This window comes from Bacillus sp. 2175 (genome assembly GCF_057812155.1).
In genome coordinates, this window is the sequence record NZ_CM173819.1 from 2,840,041 (window position 1) to 2,861,644 (window position 21,604).

Below are 21,604 nucleotides of genomic sequence, written 5' to 3' on the forward strand. Positions count from 1 at the left end.
CCTTCTTTGAAGGCTTATTTTATTATACATGGTAATGTAATCGTAACGATTGTTCCTTCATTTTCTTTACTCTCTATTTTAATAGCTCCGTTATATTTTTCTACAAGTCGTTTTGCAATAGACAAACCTAGTCCGTTTCCACCTTGTTTTCGACTTCTCGCTTTGTCAACTCGGTAAAACCGATTAAGAACAAATGGTAAATCGGATTCAGGTATTCCCGCTCCATGATCTATTACACGAATTGTAACTTTCCCTGAGTGTAAACTGGATTCTATGCAAATATATTTATTAACCTCTTTTGTATACTTAACTGCATTATCCATTATGATAATAATAATTTGTTCTAAGTAAGATGATGGCATTGACACATAAGCCTCGTCATCCCCGAATTTCATATCAAATTGAAAATTACTTTGGAGTACTACAAAGTTTTGTGTAACATGTTTTAATACGCTATTTACATGAACTGGCTCAGCTGCTATTGGATGCAATTGTTCAGATTCAGCTCTTGATAGTTCTAGCAATTCTGAAACTAATTTATTTAAACGAACTACTTCCTTTAAACTAGATTGAAGAGATTTATCTAATACTGCTGGATCATTTTTCCCCCATCGGTTTAACATCGCTAAGTGACCATGAATAATTGTTAACGGTGTTCTTAGTTCATGAGATGCGTCTTCGACAAACTGTTTCTGTTGTGTAAAAGAAGTTTCTACTTCATCCATCATCTCGTTAAAGAGAAATGATAATTTTGCAAGCTCATCATTATTTTCTCGTACTGGAACCCGTTCATTTAGTCCATTCTTTTTAATACGTTTCATCGTATCTGTTATATTTTGAACACTTGATAATAGTTTCTTAGTTATAAGAATCCCACCTAAAAAACTAAATATCAATCCAAATATTCCAGCAATAAGCATTACCACTAAAATAACTTTTAATAAATAATCAAATGTCTCTAGGTTTTTCGTAAGTTCAATAGTTCCAGTAAACTCTTTCGTTTTAATTGGTATGCGCTTAACTAATATTCGATCTTCTAAATGCCTTTTTATAAATGACTCATCTTTTATAACCTGTTTCGGCTTTATCCACGTTTCATTAAAATCTCGTGAAACAGTAATAATCGGCTCCCCATCCATGTCAATAATACGAATCATTTGATGCTTATCAATCATATTGTTTAGAAAATCTTTACTGTTTTTAAATGTTTTACTCGAAAGGGTATCATTTTTATCTTGGAAATATGCCGCTATTTCCGTAACTTGCCTATTTATTTGTTTCTGTTCATAATCTATAGTCCACTTATTAATTACAATAAACTGCAAAGCACTATATAAGATGAATAAAATAAATACTAGTGTAGTGGACCAAAGTGTTAGTTTCCACTTTATAGGTAGATTTCGAATTCGAAACATAATATTTTTTATCATTTCATTATATATCCCGCACCACGCACTGTTTGGATATACTCCTCCTTATCTACACTATGTAACTTATTTCGCAAATAACGAACATATACATCAACAATATTTGTCTCAACAATTGCATCATATCCCCATACTTGATCCAGTAAAACATCACGAGTAAGTACGCGATTAATATTTTTCATAAACATAAGCAATAACTCGAATTCTTTATTTGTAAGTTCAATTTCTTCATCTCCTTTAGTTATAGTTCGAGATTCAATCTGAAGCTGCAAATCTTTGAATGTAAGAAATGAAACCTGCTTGTTTTCAATATGTTCTTCTCTTCTAAATATCACTCTCATACGTGCTAACAGTTCTTCAATTGCAAATGGTTTCGGAAGATAATCATCCGCTCCACTATCTAAACCTGTCACACGGTCCATAATACTATCACGAGCAGTCAGCATAATAATGGGTGTATTTTTAGTCGCTCTTAGTCGACGACATACCTCTAGTCCATTTAATCCAGGCAGCATTAAATCAAGCAAAATGAGATCGTAATTCTTTTCAAGTGCTTCGCTTAACCCTTTTCTTCCATCTAGTTGTATATCTACTTTATACCCTTCATATTTTAGTTCTAATTCTAGAAAATCTGCTAAACTTTCCTCATCCTCAATAATTAAAATGTGTTGCAACGATAGTTCCTCCTAGACAATTAAATGAATAAATAATCCTATTCCAAATATAATTACAATGATTTGATGCACTTTTCTATACATCATAAATTTTTCTTTTTTATTTACTTGCTGTAAAGAAAACCCAAAAACCCCTAGTACAATTAAGGCTAATAGAGAAAATATACCACTGTATATGAGTAAAATATGACGACTCCCTTTTATAAAAAAGTAAACACCATGAGTAATTGCAACAGCTATTATAGCGTATCCAATTAATACATGAAACTTTTTTGCAAATAGATACACTTCTTTAACTTTTTTAAACCCTTGTATATTTTTCTTCTTTAAAAACATCCATATATGGCGTAAAAACCATAATGAAGCAGCGATAATAGCCCCATATTCACCAAAAGAGCCTAATTTTTTATTTAACCATTTTACATTCAGAACATTGCCGTACATAACATTAATAAATAGCATCTCTACACTACAAATAATAATAGTAATACCTATAATTTTAACACACACATGGAAATATTTATTTCTTAATATCTTCTCCATTTTATTTAATCTCCTTACTAATAAAGGCTTTGTAACAAGCAGTCTATCAAATAAAAAAGAAAATAAAATGAGAGAAAGATTAAAATAAAATGAGAATTTCAATATCACTGACAACTATTATTGATTTTTTTCAGCTAACTTTATTATGTTTTGAATAAACGGCGCTTTTGCCTTTGTATATGAAACACGATCAAAAGCATATGTAATAGCAAGCCTCTCTTTTAATTCTCTATATTCTTTACGTGCCCATTTATGGCTTATTAGAAAGTCGCGAAATAAAATATTGTTTCTCCACTCGTCACTATTATAAATATAAACATGCAAATGATGAGTACCTGCTCTCCATTTTCCCTTTCTAAAAAAACGCCAATTGGTTGCATCTTTTGGAACATACTCATATCCAATTTCCGATAGAATCTCAATCCAGTTTTCAGTAATTTGTAAGTCTGTTACGCCAATCATCATATCAATAAGAGGTTTAGCTCCTAATCCTTCTACTGCTGTGCTCCCTATATGTTCAACAGCGATTATTTCTTGTCCTAACAAGGAACAGAACTTCTCTTCTTCTTTTATATACTCTTCAACCCAGTCTTTTTGATACGGTTTAATAACAATTTGTTGGTCCATTGTACTCACCTCTCTATAAGTGTTTATCATTATATTTATAAAATTTTATGTTGTTAGCATAGAATTTCCACAAAATATGTCGAATAGTGGAATGTACAACTTAATTATATTAAATGTGAGGTAATCTATGAAAGATAATTCCGTCGAAGTTCAGTTAAATAGTGTAATATTCCAATTAAAAGAACATCATAATTTTGATTGGCTTATTAAATTAGGTACCGTATTTGCAGTTTTTGACCAGCAAGATTCAGGTAATATAAGTTTTGGTGTAGAAAAAAATGGGCATAAGAAATTTATCAAATACGCAGGAGCACAAACAATTGCATATGAAGGAACAACGGGTGATGCTATTGAAAGGCTAAAAAATTCAGTTACTATTTATGAAGATTTAAAGCATGAATCGCTCATAAGATTAATTGATCATTTTCCAGTTCAATCTGGATATGTATTAATTTTCGATTGGTTTGATGGTGAATGTCTTCATTCGCATTGGCGCTTCCCACCTCCTGAGAAATATAAAAATCCAAACTCTCCATTTTATAAATTTAGACATTTACCTGTTATAGAACGAATTCATTCTTTACATTCCATTTTTTCTTTCCATACTTATGTAGAAAAGAAAAATTATGTAGCGATAGATTTTTATGACGGTAGTATTTTATATAATTTTAATACAAACGAAACAAAAATTTGTGATATAGATTTATACAGTAAGAAACCTTACATAAATAAAATGGGCCGGCTATGGGGTTCCTCCCGTTTTATGTCACCAGAGGAATTTGAACTAAACGCTATAATTGATGAAAGAACAAATGTATTTAATATGGGAGCAATGGCTTTCTCACTCTTAGGCGGTGAAAAAGATCGTTCTTTTATAAAATGGGAAGCAAGTAAGGAATTATATGAGGTAGCGTATCGTGCTGTAAATGACAATCGGGCAGAACGGTATGCATCAGTTACAGAATTCTACGAAGCGTGGTTAAAAGCGGCTGATGCAGAAAAGATATAACCCTAAATTATTAAAAGAAATATAGAGTTTATACTATTATCATGTATAGCAAGAATGATTTTATGAGCATTTCATATTATTGTGTTCTAATTTTAAAACGAAATAAAAAGGACACCTATTCCTAAAACAGCTTTAATTGCTACTTTAATGAATTGGTGTTCTCTAGTTTTCTAGCCGGACTATATTCGAATGTTATTTTAAACATCCCAATAGTCACTATTAACATCATTAGTATATTTGCTGATTTCCTTCTCTTTCCCACACTTTTCACATTTATAATAACTAACTATCCCCATCTTACCAGTTCTAAAATCTTCATTGTCATAACTTTTATTAAGTTTATATCTATGTATACATTTAGGTTCTTTTAATTTATCAAACTAATTTCCTAACATAAATTAATCCCTTTCCTCTCGAAAATATTCTTTTTATTCCCATCCCCTTAAGCACACCTTAGAAAAGATTCACAATCAATGAAACGTGGTAGCTTGTTTTTCTATAAACAAAAGGATTATTTTATTAAGTTTTTCACAAGCTATATCTTTGAATTTTCAAACTTAAATGAACCTCTAGACACATACACCATATACTAATATAAATACTCCCTAAGAAAGAAGGTGAAAGCTATGCCATCTATTGTCGGAAATATGGTTGTACAAAATAGTAACGGTTCTTTCAACTTAGGTGATTTTTATAACGTTTCTCCAAAAGAAAATACAAAAGCTTATAATGGTTCGGGTTCATCTAATGTCGCTTTTGTTCTTAATACATTTAACGGTGTTAGTGCAACAAACACATTTGATTCTGATGTTGCCGACCAAAGCCAAGTTGGAACAGCCTAAATTTATTTATTTCCCTCTACACCTGAATAAAACCCAATATACCGTTAATAATGTATATACAGTTTCTGATTTCCCTTCATACCCGAAGGCTTAGCAGCTAGCTTTTGCTAGCTGCTTTTAGTTTTGCACCGAAGATAACTTATCAAAAGCACTAGGCACCTCTTATTCCCTGTCTTTAATTCATTTTATTAACTTATATTTCAATTTTTTGGTTAACAATTAAATATGCCCACGGGAAACATATTGAAACCTTTTCAATTTTTATTGTCTTTTGCAAAAAGATTGCTATAGACCCACTGTATATTGAACTGATAACATAAAAAATAATTAATAAAAGGTAGGGGGGATATGTAACAATGAATTCATCAAAAGTAGCTTTTTCGTCAGTATTAAGTAACACTTTTATCGTCATTTTAAAAGTTGTTATTGGTATTTTTACTGGTTCAGTAGCTATTCTTTCCGAAGCAATTCATTCCTCTTTAGATTTATTAGCTTCAATCATCGCTTTCTTTTCTGTCCGAATTTCAAATAAACCGGCGGATAAATTACATCCCTATGGACATGGAAAAGTAGAAAATATTTCTGGAACAATCGAAACATTATTAATTTTTATAGCTGGTTTTTGGATTATTTATGAATGTACCCTTAAATTGATACACCCCGAACCCATTCATCTCCCATTTTTAGGAATAGTTGTTATGTTGATTGGAGCACTCATCAATTTTGTAGTATCACGAATTGTTAACAGAACTGCTGAAAAAACAAATTCTATTGCAATGAAATCTAATGCACTACATTTACTCACTGATGTATACACTTCTTTAGGTGTTGCAATCAGCTTACTTTTAGTTAGTATAACAGAATGGTATTTCCTAGACCCAATCATTGGAATTATTTTAGCTGTTTATATCATGACTGAAGCCTTCGAATTAATGAAGAAGTCCTTTCCCCCATTAATTGATGCACGTTTATTACCAGTAGAGGAACAAAAAATCATAAAAATTATAGAATCTTATAGAGATGAATATATTGAGTTTCATGATTTTCGTTCAAGACGTTCTGGTCCAACTGAATACATAGATTTTCATCTTGTCGTTTCATCTCACTATAACATTGAAACTGCCCATGAATTATGTGATCGGATAGAGAAAAATATTAAGAAACAATTTAATCGTGCTCACATACTAATCCATTTAGAACCAGAACATGAAATTTTATTAAAATAACTAGAAACGCCATTAAAGGAATTAGGGATATTGTAGGTCGTGAAGGTACTACTCTCACGACCTACAAATATCTCTATAAAAGTAAGACTCATATCACCATCTCGCAGTCTAATAAAATAGCGTTTTTGTTGAATTTTTATTGAGTTTACATTGACCTTTTGTTGATTTTTTCTTCACATTTAAAAGAAACAAACATATGGATATTGTATGTAGTCTCTGCGCTCATAGAGATCTACCTTTCTTATTAAAGAGCATGCTTATATGTGTGCTCCTTTTCGCTTATTATGAAATATCGTTTGGGTTAAAACTCCAACTCGTATCGTTTCTTTAATGACAGGCTCCATAAATTCACATAAGGAATACAATATTAAAAATTTACTCATGAAAATCTGATTACAACTTTTGGGATTTTTCTGTTTCATGAGACATTCATCTACCTTATTGAGAGCACATATACAAGTGTGCTCTTTTTATTAATAAAACTAATTCAAATAACTATTTTGTTAGGTTCTGCCCCATCCATTTTTTATACGTCTTTCCGCTAATCACATTTTTCTAGAAAATCCTATGTTATTGAACAGAGTTATCGACTTTCAACTTGAAAATTTTTACTTTTGATGATGTAACCACCTATAATGGAAATATACTTTTTTCAAAGGAGGTATCTAATGTATATATCAAATAAAATTGGCTTATTTAGCTGGATTGCAACTTGTCTATACTTTTTAATTGAACCTTTCTTTATTTTCACTTCTACAGCACCTTATAACTATTTGCATCATGCAATGAGTGATCTAGGTGTAACAACCTGCGGAGAATTCACCTACGAAATAGCTCCGTATGAAATATGCTCCCCTAATCATTTTGGGATGAATATACTCTTTATTGTTAATGGAATAACATTTTGTATTGGAGTACTATATATTTCACAACATCTAGAAAAAACAAGAATTAATAGAATAGCAACATTTTTTATACTTATAATAGGAATCTCTACTATAGTTTCAGGATTAATTCCTGCAGATGTAAACCTAATTGGACATTCCATTCTAGTTTGGATAGGCATGCTTACGGTATTTCCAGGACTATTTATTTTTGCTAAGAATCTTAAAAAAACTAGAAAATGGACATATTTCTGTTTACTAAGCTTAATAGTAATAACTATCCTTATCTCACTTGTTTTTCTTTTCCCCTTACCTGCAGGTCTACTACAAAGACTTTTTTACTTGGTTCTTTTCGTTTGGGGAACTGTATCAACCTATAAATTGATAAAATAAAGATTTTATTCAGACTTGCACATAAACTGAAAATATACATAAAATTTAATTGCCGATACTTTTTAATATATCTTGGTCAAAGAGCGCTTTCCCATGCGGTCTTTTTTTCTGTTCAAATAAGGATTTTGTTTTAAACTTGCACATACACTCAAAACTTAAATAATATATATCGCTGTCACATTTTCGTTTTTTCGATATGAGTCTTGATCAAGGAACGCTTTCCTGGGCGTTCTTTTTCTATTCTTTTAACTCGCTTTCTATTCAAGTGATTATTTTATTGAGTTTTCAATCAAACTTCATTTCAAAATTCTCCGTTTCAAATGAACCTCTAGACACATACACCATATACTAATTTAAATACTCCCTAAGAAAGTAGGTGAAAGCTATGCCAGCTATTCTTGGAAACCTTGTCTTACAAACCAGTAACGGTTCTTTCAACTTAGGTGATTTTTATAACGTTTCTCCAAAAGCAAATACAAAATCTTATAATGGCTCGGGCGGTTCCAATGCCGCTTTTATCGTTAATAATTTTAATGGTGTTAGTGCAACGAATACATTTGATTCTGATGTTGCAGATCAAGATCAAGTAGTAGCAAATTAGGCTACTACTGAATAAAACACAACATTCCGTTAATAATGTATATACAGTTTCTGATTCCCCTTCATACCCGAAGGCTTAGCAGCTAGCTTTTACTAGCTGCTCTTTTTATGCTTTACACGAATAAATCTCTAAATTTCACCGATACTATATACGACTTTAAAAAGTCAGCTTTAAATTCTTCCCACTCTAGCTCTCTTGGTCGAGAGTCGAGCAGTTAGCTCTTGCTAGCTGCTCTTTTATTGAATAAATTTCTAAAAAGTGTTAACAATATAAGTACACCAAGGTTGAATACGAATGACCATTGTGTTCTTCTTATTCACCAGGGCAGTTAGCTTTTGCTAGCTGCTTTTTTGTTCTTATTTTTCTATTTGTTACATACATTTTTAACGTGTTCATTTTGTTCACTGAGTTATCTCCTATCTGTAGAGCAACCTGAGTGGTTGCTCTTTATAATTTTTTTCTGAATAGACCTTCAAATTATGTCCATACTATAAATACACTTGAGTTCTGAACTTCCTTCTTAATGTTTTTCTGAAGAGCGGTTAGCTTTTGCTAGCTGCTCTTTTGTATTAAATCTAAAATGAAATTTTGTTCTCATTTCCTTTTCACATCATATATTTCTAACCTGAACGTTCCGCTTAAAGAGTTACCTCCTTTCTTAAAGAGCACTTATGCATAGTACTTTTTTTATTTTCCTTATTTCTACAAAATGAGGTTTTTATCAAAATAACTTTCGTATAACATTTCAAATCTGGCTTACACTATAACTGTAACTTTAAGTTACACATCCTAACTTGCAGGGCCTAATTTTCTTTTGTGTAACAGGTGGTTAGCTAATAAAGTTGACCACTTTGTTGCGCCAAATATTTTTTATTTCTCAATACTTAGCACCTGAAATGAATTCTCGTTTATTGATACTATATTGGTGACATTGATTTTCCTCATAGGCATTTTTGTAACGGACCTGTTCTCCCACAGCAGGTCCTTTTTTATTTATTTACTACTATAGCGTTTTTGTTGATTTTCCGTTGATATTATAAAAAAACTTCACCTTCTAATTAGACAAGCATATTGTATAGGGCAATCCAGTCCATACGTTCAATCCTGTTAATCTAAATGCACACTTATATGTGTACCCTTTTTTATTTAAATCCACTTTATTATTTTTATTACTATAAAAATATATAGTTTCATACGAAATCAATAAAAAGAATATTCTATTCTGGATAATCTACATTGGGTAATACGATTGTGCTGGGTAATAAGGTTGTAAAGAATAATATGATTGTGCTGGGGTATAAGGTTGTAAAGAATAATATGATTGTGCTGGGGTATAAGGTTGTAAAGAATAATATGATTGTGCTGGGGTATAACTTTGTTGCGTGTGCTGTGATTGCAGCGCTTGTTGTTGTGCTTGTATAGCCTGATGAACTGCTTGAATAGTACTTTGTGCAGGCCCCGATCCTCCTAAAGGGCGCATTTGCGTTTTATTATAAAAAAAATCAAAAAACATCCTATATTCACCTCATCCTTTAAATATTTTGTCTTCCATCTTTCATACTATGAATATTTAATTACAATGGATAATACATGACGCTTTTCACCTTATAATTCTTGAATCTCTTTCTATTCAAATAACTAACTATTTTGTTTCAAGTTTTAACAACATATTTATGAAAATCATTCATATACTTTTATAGGTGTTGTCATTAGCGACATGGAGTGCTTTGGTCACGCACTCCTGTTTTTTTATGCAAAATAACTATTTTGTTAAGCTTTATCAATTCCTACATTCTCTTAATAAGTCCCGTATAATAATCTTTTCCAAATCATTGTGTTTCTCTCTGCAATACTACTTTTCTAAAGAATCCAACAAAATTTGACAAACATAGTCAACTATATTTGTTATGATGTTCTAGGTATTTCGCTTCTAAGACTTCGTACAGTTTAAATTTTGTTTAACCTATATCAAATATTGATAACTGGCCTTCGATTTCCACTACTTCCATCACAGGTTCCCCCTTTTGATTTGACTGAAATGCTATTCTTTATCCTTATACTCCATCTCCAAAAATTCAGCTAAATTAATCTCTTTCATTATCAATTCTTCTAGAAAGTAAAACGCTTCTTGTTCCCCTTCATTTTCTCTTATATTTTGAAACTGTAATTTTTGTTCTTCATCTAATTCAAATTTCACCTTTGCTTCTACAACCATCATTCATCCTCCTCACCTACTAAAATGAAGTTTTTATTTTCATTAACTTCGCTTAAAGTGAAATATTCATTTTTTCATTCACCGAAGTTCATAACATATTCTTTTCCTCTGGTATAATAATGATTAGGTGCCCCATGCGCATTTTATCTACTGGAAATAATACCTTTTACGCACTTAACTAATAGAAACTTCATTTCTACTACTTCTACAATAACAATTTTGTTCACTTGTTTGATACATTTATGAAACATTCACATGTTATCTTCAATATGTTCTATTCTTTTTGAAAAACCATGTGAGAATACCAAAACAAGAAGCCCTAGAGCCCTAACTCTAGGGCTTCTTGTTTTCAAATAAGGATTTTGTTAAATATTCAATTGAACCTTCTTACACTCTCCGTATTACTAGCCCATAAGATATTCAGAAACCGTATGAAATTGTAATACTAATGTAAGGTTTCTCAATATGAGCCAATGTATTTATGTAGTAAACTATTTATCGGCAATACATATAAAAGGAGAAACATTTATGACTTTTGAAGACGATCGTAAATTAGGCATTCAACAAGGGTGTATAGTAATAACAGATCAATCGCAATATCTTGTCGTTAAAAAGAATGAAAATTATTCTTTATTAAGCATCGCATCTGCGGAATGTATAAACTTTGAAGTTTCACTTGAACATCTTGAAGAAATGGTCCAAGTAGATTTAAAAGAAAAAATTCAAGATATCATTCCACCAGAGAATATTAAAATCGTAGCTCAAAACAGAATATAAAATGTATTTTCTAAGAGCACTTTCGATGGTGCTCTTTTTTCATGAACAGTTTCAAATAACGATTTTATTATGTTTCCAAACTTACAGTAATGTCCTTAAAAAACATTCATATATATTTATCAGATGCACTTTTAAATCCCAGAGTATCAAATGCTTTTAAAAGTTAACTGACCAACAATATTCAACTTCTCTTTAAAAATAACTTAGATACAAAAAAGCTACGTTTTATATAGGATAAAAAATTATCTTACGCAAAGGAGCTTGATTATTTGTGAATTACCAAAATGATAATAACCCTAACATTCACAAACCTTGCACTTGTCCATCCCCCACGGCTAACAGTTTAAATGTTGTTCAAACTACCCCATCAATAGTCTCTGTAAATTCTGCGATTCCACTAGATACCGTGGTAAATTCTAATGGTACGGCAATCTCATTCACACCACCAACAACTGTTTTACTTGAAGGTGGAAGAACCTATTTGGCAATCTATGAAGTGCAAGTTATCATTCAACCAGGAGGTAATTCGGCAGGTATCACTATGTATCTTAATAATAATCCAATCATTGGCTCTGGTACTTCTCTGGGATATACTGCAGGATTCACTTCTGTATCAGCACCCGCTATTTTCACTACACCTTTAGGTATAACAAGTACTCTTACTGTTAATGTAGGACCATATTCTAATACATTAAATACATTGGGCTTAACTCTTGCTGTTGTAGCATTAACATAATAAAATGTAAAACTCTCTAAAATGATTTTATTTATCCCTTAACTGTCTATTGGGCTAGCCTCTAAGAACTCCACATAACTACATATAGAAAAAGAACATTATTTGGTTCCATAGTACTAGGTGACTCGGCTAGCACAATTGCTGAGTCACCTATTTATCTATAATAAAATAAAGCTTTTGTTTAATTTATTACTTGTTCTTTTTTATGCATTATTCTATTACAATCCATTTTCATGTTATAATTACCAACAGTACATATTTTAATAGGCACAACAAATTCCTATTATTTCTAAATGGATTAACAAATAAAAATACGTGTAAAAGAATTCAGTGTTTTACTGAATTCTTTTTATGGATCTTTCAAAATCTTTTACATCTTCCTTCATTCCTTCTTTTTAATAAACTTCAAATTTTATTACAATAACGCTTTTTTAAAATACAATCGCTTGCCTATAAACTTTGTAACCTTCATTTTCTTTCCTATGATTACAACATCCTCCTAACAACCAAGTATTGGTTATATATCCCATATGAACACCTCTATTTTATTGGCATATACTTTGAAGGAAAAAACATTTCACATTAAACATATACCTACAAAGTCAGTTGCTAATAATTTACCAAAAATTACTTAATATTCAATTTTTAAAAGGAGGTATTTATGAGATATAATCGAAAATCAAATTCCAAAAATCCGTGTGATAAATTTCAGCAACCCTGCTTTATTTCTATATCCCCTTGTGATCAAAGTAATTGCTGTACACCTGTTTTTTTCTCGAATTCTCAACAACAAGAATTATTACAAATAATAAATCAATTAAATCAAGCCATCCTTTCTTTTTTCACAACACCAAATCCAACAACTATACAAATACTCCAATCAGCATTACAGGCATTAAATGATTTATTAATAACAGTACAACCAAATACACCAAATAGAAATTTAGTTATAAGAACTATAAATCAATTAATTAATTCCTTACCTACTGCATCCCTCACTCAAATCTCAGCATTATTCCAATTTCTATTCCAAAGCTTGTCTTCACTTATAAGTTGTTCAAATATATCGGACCCCTTATTACAGCAAACATTCAACTTAATTTTACAAGGAATCTTAAATAGTTCGCTATTAAGTAACATCGGAATACCGGGGCCGACTGGAGCCACTGGACCTAGAGGATTTCCTGGACCTAGAGGCGCTCAGGGTTCTCAAGGTGTGCAAGGAATTCAGGGGCCGGAAGGACCAGAAGGACCGGAAGGACCTCAAGGTGTGCAAGGGATTCAGGGACCGGAAGGGCCGGAAGGACCGGAAGGATCTCAAGGCGTGCCAGGGATTCAGGGGCCGGAAGGACCACCGGGACCTCAAGGACTTCAAGGCGTACAAGGGATTCAAGGGCCTCCGGGACCACCGGGACCTACTGGTTCAGGGACCGGAATGGGAATTCCCGGACCACCGGGACCCACTGGACCTCAAGGTGTACAAGGAATTCAAGGACCGGAAGGGCCGGAAGGATCCACTGGACCTCAGGGTGTGCCAGGTATTCAAGGGCCGGAAGGACCACCGGGAACCACTGGACCTCAAGGTGTGTCAGGTATTCAAGGGCCGGAAGGACCACCGGGACCTACTGGACCTCAAGGTGTGCAAGGTATTCAAGGACCTGAAGGACCACCAGGACCTAATGGAGATTGTGATTGTCCACCGGGACCGACTGGACCTACCGGACCTACCGGGCCAACCGGACCTGCATGTAATTTCCTAGTATATGCTACAAATGCAGGACTCATAGATGACCCTACAAATGATACAGTATCTGTAATTAACACCGGAACAAATATAGTAGTTGATACAATTACTGTAGGTAATGCACCACTTGAAGTAACCGTTTCACCAAATGGAGCTCGTGCCTATGTTACTAATATTTTTTCTAATACCGTTTCCGTTATTGATACTGCTACTAATGCCGTTATCGCTACCATTCCTGTTGGAACTAACCCAATAGGTGTAGCTGTTTCTCCAAATAACACAACTGTTTATGTTGGAAATCATGGCAATAATACTGTTTCTGTCATTAATGCGGCAACAAACACAGTTATTAATACCATTCCTGTTGGCATCGCTCCACAAGGAATTACTGTTTCCCCAAATGGTGCCCTTGCATATGTTGCAAACGAATTAAGCAACACAATTTCTGTCATTAATACTGCTACCAACACAGTTATTGATACCATCCCTGTTGGCATTCGTCCTAGAATAATCGTGTTTACACTAGATGGTACTCGTGCGTATGTCACGAATCAAAACAGCAATACGGTTTCTGTTATTAACACCGCTACCAATGCAGTTATTAATACAATTAACGTAGGTACCGAACCTGTTGGCATAGATATTACACCGGGTGGAAACCTTATTTACGTTGTAAATAAAGTTAGCAATAATGTATCGGTAATAAATGTGGCGACAAATACTGTGATTGATACAATTTCTGTTGGTTTATCCCCTGATCAAGTAGCCATCATACCTGATGGCACTCGAGCATATGTTACAAATCAAGCTAGTAATACTGTTTCCGTTATTGATATTGCTACGAATACTGTTATCACTAATGTCCCAGTAGGTGTCGCTCCAACCGGAATAGCTACTGGAACTATTTGTGAATAAAATAAAGAAGTGAAAGCCACAGATAGTTTTTATTAAAATTGATAGTATGTGATATTCTTTCTTTAACTACGTTCAAACAACCAGAATAAACCTCTATATTCTGTTAATATTCTTTTCTGTTTTGTCTTACAGAACCTGCAGATCAGCTAGCTGTTGTTAGCTGATCTCTTTCTATAAAACTCAAATCACATACCAATTAATTTACTAACATTGAATTTTTTAGAATTTAATAATAATATTCACCTATAAAACCATTACCCTTATTCAAAGAGCTATGAGCCTTTCCACTCATGACTCTTTTTTTTTACGATTTTCACTTCACATCTACGCGATTTTGACTAGCTTCTCGACTAAATCCGTCTGGGTATCTTTCTAAAAATAATCATTTTATCTTTTCAGTAAACTTAGTATCTACACGATCAACCTTACCGTTTATCTAAACCGCGACTTGCTCACCAAATCCGCTCATTGGTGGATTGACTACTGTCACATTCCCGTCCTGCACTATTAAAAGTTTGTTGCTACTAACATCAATTTCTACTTTTTTCATATGTCCATCTACCTTTTACTACCACATGTACTCAACAACATCAGTTTTAAAAGCCACCTCCCAAATAAACTCTTACTGGAATTACTACACGACCTAGCTCGTCCACTTTTCTTGAAACACCTGTTTTTTCATACCTTACTTTCCTTTAGTATTTTTATATTTATTTAGAATCTCATGCAAACGTTTCTTATTACCAATCAGTTCTGCTTATCAAGATTTAGATTTAATTAATTGTAATAAATCAGGTGGGGGGTTATGCAGAAATGCTTTCAGGGAAAAGTTTTATAAGGAAATAAAAAATGCAGCAGTGAAAAAAATTAAAATTCGTAATTTAAGACATCCACACGCAACTATACTATTGAAACAAGGAGTTAATCCTAAAATTATCAGTGAGAGATTAGGTCATACAGACATTTCATTAACTCTTAGGATTTATTCTCATGTTTTACCGAACATGCAGGAAGAAGGAGTAAAAAATTTTAGTAAAAGTATCTTTGGATAGCTAACGTTTGAAAAATGTTTGCATTTTATAACAAAAAGCCAAACAAATCTTGTATTAACAAGGTTTATTCACCTTAACATATGTTATTATGTATAATACATATGTTAAGTAAATTCAGAATAACGAGGCAAATATTATGGACTTTGTTTATATTAATCAAAACGTATTAAATAATCTTCTATACATTTTATGTAGTATATTTGTTTTTTATTTCATATATGATAGCGGGCGCTATTTAAAGAAATATAAAATACTACTGATTACCCTTTGTTCTAGTATCCCGCTTATTTTATGTATGCGATACCCTATCTATATGGATGAAAGTTGTATTCATGATTTAAGACAAATTCCGGTCATAATAGGTACGCTTTATGGTGGATTCCCTGTCGGTATCATATTGTTTACAATTTTATTAATTACAAGATTTTTATTTTATGGCTTTAACATGCTGACCGTTGTTGTTTACGGAATAATGTTCATCGTTACAGCACTCGCATCTTCAAAATTTAATACATATAATAGAAAACTTAAAGTAGCTTTTTCCATGTTTTTAACCTTTTTCCTAGCCATATTTACAACTTTAATTGTATTAACTTTATCAGATTTTGAAGTGAATAATTTGTATATTATTTATTTCATGGTATTACCGACTACTTTGATGTTATTTATTGTTTATATAAATGAAGTTATAAAAGATGCTGTATTAATGCGCTCAAAATTAATTAAAATGGAAAAAATGGAGATTGTTAGCCAACTCGCTGCAAGTATATCGCACGAAGTAAGGAATCCCTTAACGGTTGTAAAAGGATTTACACAGCTTTTAAAAACACCAAATTTAACTCCTGAGTCAAGAGACGAATATATTAAACATATACTTGAAGAGTTAAATCGTGCCCAAGAAATTATCGATGATTATTTAACGTTTGCCAAACCTGCTCCAGAAAAATTAGATCAAATTTCAATAAAACAAGAGTTAAATCGGGTTATTAATATGATATTGCCATTGTGTAATATGAATACGATACATATTACACAGGATTTTTCTGAGGCAACCATTGTTGGTAATAAACAGCACTTTCAACAATGTTTTTTAAACTTAATAAAGAACAGTATTGAAGCAATGCCTAATGGTGGTACCTTAAATATTTCCTCATCTATCAATAATAGTAAAGTTGAAATACGAATTGAAGATAGCGGAGTTGGAATGTCACAGGAGCAAATACATCGATTCGGTGAACCGTATTTTAGTACAAAAACAAAAGGAACCGGTTTAGGTACGATGGTTGCTGTTAAGATTATTGAGACGATGCATGGAAGTTTAAAAATTCGAAGTATCGTTAGTAAAGGAACGACTTTAACGATTACGTTCCCGAAATATAATAAGAATACGCATTAAAACAAATAAAAAAGGAGCATAGTCGCTCCTTTTTTATTTGTTTCGATACATAAGTATCTTCAATGTTTTTTTAGTTTACATTTGTGAAGACTAATTAAAAATTAGTATCCTCCGCCCCAGCAGCTGCATCCTACAATTATTAATAGAATGAATAACACAACTAGTAAAGCAAAACCTCCACCAAAACCACAAGAACCACCGTAACTCATATTTTCTCCTCCTTTTGGTTTGAAAACTAATAGGTAGTTGATCATTTTAACTGGTTCGTATTATACATTATGTATATATCCCTTTTTTGAGCATGTCTACATAAAAATAAGTAAAAGCACTCGTTTAAAGAGTGCTTTAAAATGGATACCAAAAGTTTTGAAATACGTTTAATTTTAAATATACCGCAACAATAAATATGAAAATACCGGCAAATAAAGCGATGAAATCTTCACGTTTCGCCTTACTTGTATAAAACCATGTACGTTTATCCTTCTTTCCAAATCCTCTTAAATCCATTGCATTTGAAACCGTATCTATTCTTTCTAGAGAATGAATGATTAGTGGCCAGAAAATTAAAACACGGTTCTTCATACGAACCCATAAACTTGCTTCTCCTTTTTCAAAAGCCACTCCTCTCGCTTCTTGCGCGTGTTTAATAATTTTATACTCAGACTGGATGTCAGGAATATAACGTAGTGCAATATTTATTGCATAAGTAATCTTATAATGAATACCAAGTTTACTTAAGCTACTTACAAATTCGCTTGGATCTGTCGTGTAAATAAAAAGAAGTGTAAATGGTAATAACGTAAAATACTTTAATGAAAGTGTAGCTGCATAAAATAATGTTTCATATGTAATCGTTGCATATCCAACATGTAAAAACGCGGTATATGATTCAGTTAATTCAGATCCATGAGTTGGTGTAATCAATAAAATCATGACAGAGTTTAATAAACTAAATGTAAATATGACACTAAAAACAATTAAAATTTTACGAAATGGAATTTTAGCAATGCTGAGCCCGATACACCCAATAATAAATAATATTAGCAACACCCGAAAATCAAAAAACAAAAAAGTAAGCGTCATACAAAAAATAAATAAAAACAATTTCACTATCCCATCCATACGATGAAAATATGTACTATGCACCTTCCTCCCTCCTATTACTGTCTAAATAAAGCTCCATAAATTTTTCTGGACATGCAATCCCACTAAATTTAACAAGCTTGGTTAAAGAACTCTCTCTTAAGTTGGCTCTTTGTAACGTTTCTTGATCGCCTAATACATCAAACACTGTATTATCCGCAATAATTTTCCCTTCATGTAGAACTACTGCACGGTCTGTATATTCTAGCGCGAGATTCATATCGTGAGTGATAAAAACAAATGAAATTCCCTTTTTAGCTAGGTTTTTAATAAAAGACATAAATTGTTTATAGTGATAATAATCTTGTCCCGCTGTCGGTTCATCTAATATGATAAGTTTAGGATTTGTTGTTAATACAGATGCGATTGTTAATCTCTTTTTTTGCCCATAGCTTAGTGCTTGAATTGGCCAATTACGAAATGGATATAAACCACAAATTTTTAAAGTTCCTTCTACTCTATTCTTAATTTCTTCCTTAGAAAAATTATGTAATGTTAATGTAAATGAAACTTCTTCAAAAACAGTAGGCTGTGTAATCATATGATTTGGATTTTGCATCACGTAAGATATGATTTCCCCACGTTTACGAATAGACCAAGAACTAATATCTTCACCTTTTAACAAGATTTTCCCATTTTTCATTTTGTTTATGCCTATAAGACTATGAGCTAATGTTGATTTCCCTGCTCCATTATGTCCTAACAGTGCCACAATTTCTCCTTCATATATTGAAAGGTTTACATTTTCTAATACTTTTTGTTTATTAGAGTATGAAAATGATAAATTCTCCACTTTAAGTAATTCCTTGTTTTTAGTATTCCCTTTTAATATGACTTGTTTCTCCATCCACTCTTTTATAACGTTGCTTACCTTTTCTTTTTGAAGGTTTTCCATTGGATATATTACGTCATTATTACTATCAAAATGTAATCTCTTTAATGCTTCGATGTAAATAGGCTCTCTTAAGCCGATACGTGGTAATATATTTGACGCTAAGATTTCTTTTGGTGTTCCTATCGCAATGACTTTACCTTCATCAATTAATATAACTTTGTCTAAATCCAGGTTTAAAATTTCTTCTATTCTATGTTCGATAATAACAATCGTTTTATTATATTGTTCATGTATATCTTTCATAAGTTTTATCGTATGTAAGGCGCTTAGTGGATCTAAATTAGCTAACGGTTCATCGAACAATAATATATCCGCATTTGTTGTTAATAAACCCGCTAGAGAAACTGTTTGCTTTTGACCTCCTGATAATTCATATGGACTTTGTTTATGAAACGTATGCATCTTCACCTTTCTTAATGAGTCCGAAACAATCTTTTTCATGTCATCTTGCTTTACACATTCATTTTCTAAATAAAAAGCTACATCTTCCTCTACTGTCAGACCAATAAATTGAGCATCTTGATCTTGCAAAATTGTTCCTACCTGTTTACTTTGTTCAAAAATACTTCCTTCCCTCGGATCTTTACCGGCAATTAAAACGTTACCTGTACTATTCCCTTCGTAAGAAAATGGGATTAGCCCATTTATACAATGAGCTAATGTCGACTTTCCTGAGCCACTTCGTCCAGCAATTAGCACTTTTTCCCCAGGGTATATATGAAAGGTAATATCACTTAAAGTAGGCTGCACAGCATGCCCATATTGAAAGGTGAATTGTTCAAACGAAATAATTGGTTGCATGTTAACATCCCTACTTTTCAATTTTTAAATGTGTATGTTTCTTATTGGATTTCGCCAAACCAATTGTAAGTGGCAATCCAAGTACTAAGAAAACGATGACATCGGAAATTGTTGCTCCTAATACTTGTATAACAATTTTGTCAAATGGTTCTCCCATCACAATAATATCGAATGCCCCAGCAAATATAATAGCAATGACAATACCAACTAGCCCAGTAATTGCTAAATAAGAAATATCCCCCTTGTTAAATGACCCGTTTTTCACACTAAAACCAACTCTTTTTTGAATAAGCCCCATTGAAAAACCAATAATACCTGAACTAATAACCCAGCCCCACCAAATACCCCAGCCAGCAATCGTATCTGTTACGGTATGACCGATAAGTCCGATTAACAGTCCTGCCACTGGACCAAATAATGCTCCAAAAACAGTTAATATAGCTAATGCTGGTTTAATAAATGTATTCGGTGCAATGGAAAATCCCCAAAGTCCTAATATCCCGTATAATGCTGCTCCAATACCGATTGCTACTACTAACTTTGTTGATAATTTGTTCATGACAATTCCCCTCTCATATTAGTCAACTTTTATTACTCTATATTTAATTTAAAAATGAATTATGCATCGACACTCCCTTTCTATACAACAAAAAAATGACCTCTTACATAAGAGGTCATTTTCTTTCACATTCAAGAATCCTCTTATCTTTCAAAAAACACATCGTGTCCTCTGCGGAATTAGCACCTTCCTATAAAATTGCATAGGGGTTGCTGAGGTTTCTTAGGGCCGTTCCCTCCACCTCTCTGGATAAGTATTAATTTGTAATTCGTATTATGGCACTAAAAAGTATAAATTTCAATACTTTTCTCACTATTTTTATTTTTTATTAAATAGATCATTTAAATCATTGTATTCTTATCGGAATTGTGAAATAATAAATTCAAAATCGTTTCGGGAGGAATGCATTATGAAAGTTATTGGTTTGATTGGAGGATTAAGTTGGGAATCTACATCATTATACTATAAACATATTAATACACTTACACTCTCTCAATACGATCAAAATGCAAAGTTAGTTTTATATAGTATGGACTTTGGTGAAGTAACTACTTTATTACAAAACCATCAATATGAAGAAGTGAAAAATGAACTAGTTACAGTTGCAAAGAAAGTTGAAAAATCTGGGGCTGAATGTTTATTAATGTGTTCAAATACCGTACATCTATTTGCCGAAGAAGTAGAACAAGCAATATCTATCCCGCTTCTTCACATTGGTGATGTAAGTGCTAAAGAAATGGTAGAACAGAGTATAAAACGTATCGGACTATTAGGAACAAAACAAACGATGGAGCAAGATTTCTATAAATCACGATTAGCGAAATATAACATTGAGACAATTATCCCAAATGAAGAGGAAAGAACCTTTATCCACCATGTCATATTAGATGAATTAAGTAGAGGGATCATTTCAGAAACATCTAAAGAAAAGTTATTACAAATTACAAAATCATTAATTCAAAACGGCGCTGAAGGTATATTATTAGGCTGTACTGAAATACCTTTACTTATCTCCCAAAATGATCTTACTGTTCCCGTTTTTGATACTGCTTTTTTACACGCAAATACTGCTGTGCAATTTGCTGGATAAGAATATACAAGCATAAAGGTGAGAACCTCTATGCTTGTATACAGTTACGACTATT

Annotated in this window: 21 protein-coding genes, 1 pseudogene and 1 riboswitch; of the genes and pseudogenes, 11 read left to right on the plus strand and 11 right to left on the minus strand. The window is 32.4% G+C overall.

Features of this window, described 5'->3' with window-relative positions:
• Positions 1-14: 14 nt before the first annotated feature.
• The 4 genes from ACXKY9_RS14830 to ACXKY9_RS14845 form a co-directional block, all read right to left on the minus strand.
• Complete coding sequence (locus ACXKY9_RS14830; protein ID WP_000594475.1) at positions 15-1,430, minus strand: HAMP domain-containing sensor histidine kinase; 1,416 nt, start codon at positions 1,428-1,430, stop codon at positions 15-17.
• Positions 1,427-2,101 (minus strand): response regulator transcription factor, encoded by a 675-nt coding sequence (locus tag ACXKY9_RS14835; RefSeq protein WP_001163829.1) that lies wholly within the window; start codon positions 2,099-2,101, stop codon positions 1,427-1,429. The genes ACXKY9_RS14830 and ACXKY9_RS14835 overlap by 4 nt, the downstream gene beginning before the upstream one ends.
• 12 nt (positions 2,102-2,113) lie before the next feature.
• Positions 2,114-2,644 (minus strand): hypothetical protein, encoded by a 531-nt coding sequence (locus ACXKY9_RS14840; protein WP_000411451.1) that lies wholly within the window; start codon positions 2,642-2,644, stop codon positions 2,114-2,116.
• Positions 2,645-2,761: 117 nt separating this feature from the next.
• The gene (locus tag ACXKY9_RS14845; protein ID WP_000372684.1) at positions 2,762-3,271 is read right to left on the minus strand and encodes a GrpB family protein; all 510 of its coding nucleotides are present in this window, start codon (positions 3,269-3,271) and stop codon (positions 2,762-2,764) included.
• A 127-nt stretch (positions 3,272-3,398) separates the two neighbouring features.
• Here ACXKY9_RS14845 and ACXKY9_RS14850 point away from each other — a divergent pair, with 127 nt between their 5' ends.
• The 5 genes from ACXKY9_RS14850 (at position 3,399) to ACXKY9_RS14870 (ending at position 8,226) form a co-directional block, all read left to right on the plus strand.
• Positions 3,399-4,280 carry a protein kinase domain-containing protein gene (locus ACXKY9_RS14850; RefSeq protein WP_000654552.1) on the plus strand — a complete coding sequence of 294 codons (882 nt, stop codon included), beginning with the start codon at positions 3,399-3,401 and terminating at the stop codon, positions 4,278-4,280.
• 626 nt (positions 4,281-4,906) lie between these two features.
• Positions 4,907-5,122 carry a spore germination protein gene (locus ACXKY9_RS14855; protein WP_001139346.1) on the plus strand — a complete coding sequence of 72 codons (216 nt, stop codon included), beginning with the start codon at positions 4,907-4,909 and terminating at the stop codon, positions 5,120-5,122.
• A 356-nt stretch (positions 5,123-5,478) separates the two neighbouring features.
• Positions 5,479-6,348 carry a cation diffusion facilitator family transporter gene (locus ACXKY9_RS14860; protein ID WP_001088919.1) on the plus strand — a complete coding sequence of 290 codons (870 nt, stop codon included), beginning with the start codon at positions 5,479-5,481 and terminating at the stop codon, positions 6,346-6,348.
• Positions 6,349-7,016: 668 nt separating this feature from the next.
• Entirely contained in the window at positions 7,017-7,625 is a 609-nt protein-coding gene (locus tag ACXKY9_RS14865) for a DUF998 domain-containing protein (protein ID WP_000275956.1), read from the plus strand.
• Between the two features lie 385 nt (positions 7,626-8,010).
• Positions 8,011-8,226: a spore germination protein gene (locus ACXKY9_RS14870; protein WP_001110933.1), complete on the plus strand. Its 216-nt coding sequence runs from the start codon at positions 8,011-8,013 to the stop codon at positions 8,224-8,226.
• Between the two features lie 1,231 nt (positions 8,227-9,457).
• Here the strand turns inward: ACXKY9_RS14870 and ACXKY9_RS14875 are convergent.
• Positions 9,458-9,739, minus strand: coding sequence for a DUF3947 family protein (locus tag ACXKY9_RS14875; protein ID WP_000464620.1), 282 nt, complete (start codon positions 9,737-9,739; stop codon positions 9,458-9,460).
• A gap of 528 nt (positions 9,740-10,267) precedes the next feature.
• On the minus strand, positions 10,268-10,444 hold the full coding sequence (locus ACXKY9_RS14880; protein ID WP_153580417.1) for a hypothetical protein: 177 nt from the start codon (positions 10,442-10,444) through the stop codon (positions 10,268-10,270).
• A 525-nt stretch (positions 10,445-10,969) separates the two neighbouring features.
• Here ACXKY9_RS14880 and ACXKY9_RS14885 point away from each other — a divergent pair.
• From ACXKY9_RS14885 to ACXKY9_RS14895, 3 genes are all read left to right on the plus strand, one after another.
• Positions 10,970-11,218: a hypothetical protein gene (locus ACXKY9_RS14885; protein ID WP_000141879.1), complete on the plus strand. Its 249-nt coding sequence runs from the start codon at positions 10,970-10,972 to the stop codon at positions 11,216-11,218.
• 271 nt (positions 11,219-11,489) lie between these two features.
• Positions 11,490-11,954, plus strand: coding sequence for a hypothetical protein (locus ACXKY9_RS14890; protein WP_001109240.1), 465 nt, complete (start codon positions 11,490-11,492; stop codon positions 11,952-11,954).
• Positions 11,955-12,615: 661 nt separating this feature from the next.
• Positions 12,616-14,613 carry a YVTN family beta-propeller repeat protein gene (locus tag ACXKY9_RS14895; protein ID WP_001270204.1) on the plus strand — a complete coding sequence of 666 codons (1,998 nt, stop codon included), beginning with the start codon at positions 12,616-12,618 and terminating at the stop codon, positions 14,611-14,613.
• A gap of 436 nt (positions 14,614-15,049) precedes the next feature.
• Here the strand turns inward: ACXKY9_RS14895 and ACXKY9_RS14900 are convergent, their stop codons facing one another.
• Complete coding sequence (locus tag ACXKY9_RS14900) at positions 15,050-15,163, minus strand: DUF3954 domain-containing protein (RefSeq protein ID WP_000754943.1); 114 nt, start codon at positions 15,161-15,163, stop codon at positions 15,050-15,052.
• Between the two features lie 196 nt (positions 15,164-15,359).
• Here ACXKY9_RS14900 and ACXKY9_RS14905 point away from each other — a divergent pair.
• A pseudogene (locus ACXKY9_RS14905) lies at positions 15,360-15,665 on the plus strand (tyrosine-type recombinase/integrase); the annotation flags it as partial.
• Positions 15,666-15,801: 136 nt separating this feature from the next.
• A complete protein-coding gene (locus tag ACXKY9_RS14910) occupies positions 15,802-17,061 on the plus strand; it encodes a sensor histidine kinase (RefSeq protein WP_000348327.1) in 1,260 nt (419 codons plus the stop codon).
• A 101-nt stretch (positions 17,062-17,162) separates the two neighbouring features.
• On the opposite strand, the gene ACXKY9_RS14915 is transcribed toward ACXKY9_RS14910, so the two are convergent.
• From ACXKY9_RS14915 to ACXKY9_RS14930, 4 genes are all read right to left on the minus strand, one after another.
• A complete protein-coding gene (locus tag ACXKY9_RS14915) occupies positions 17,163-17,270 on the minus strand; it encodes a YjcZ family sporulation protein (protein WP_000120182.1) in 108 nt (35 codons plus the stop codon).
• A 136-nt stretch (positions 17,271-17,406) separates the two neighbouring features.
• Complete coding sequence (locus ACXKY9_RS14920; protein ID WP_000556363.1) at positions 17,407-18,207, minus strand: energy-coupling factor transporter transmembrane component T family protein; 801 nt, start codon at positions 18,205-18,207, stop codon at positions 17,407-17,409.
• A complete protein-coding gene (locus tag ACXKY9_RS14925; protein ID WP_001182524.1) occupies positions 18,200-19,900 on the minus strand; it encodes an ABC transporter ATP-binding protein in 1,701 nt (566 codons plus the stop codon). Before ACXKY9_RS14925 ends, ACXKY9_RS14920 begins: the two co-directional genes overlap by 8 nt.
• A 10-nt stretch (positions 19,901-19,910) precedes the next feature.
• Positions 19,911-20,459 (minus strand): ECF-type riboflavin transporter substrate-binding protein, encoded by a 549-nt coding sequence (locus ACXKY9_RS14930; RefSeq protein WP_001038210.1) that lies wholly within the window; start codon positions 20,457-20,459, stop codon positions 19,911-19,913.
• Between the two features lie 140 nt (positions 20,460-20,599).
• Positions 20,600-20,715, minus strand: a riboswitch (SAM riboswitch).
• A gap of 153 nt (positions 20,716-20,868) precedes the next feature.
• Here ACXKY9_RS14930 and ACXKY9_RS14935 point away from each other — a divergent pair.
• Entirely contained in the window at positions 20,869-21,549 is a 681-nt protein-coding gene (locus ACXKY9_RS14935; protein WP_000864399.1) for an aspartate/glutamate racemase family protein, read from the plus strand.
• The last annotated feature ends 55 nt before the right edge of the window (positions 21,550-21,604 follow it).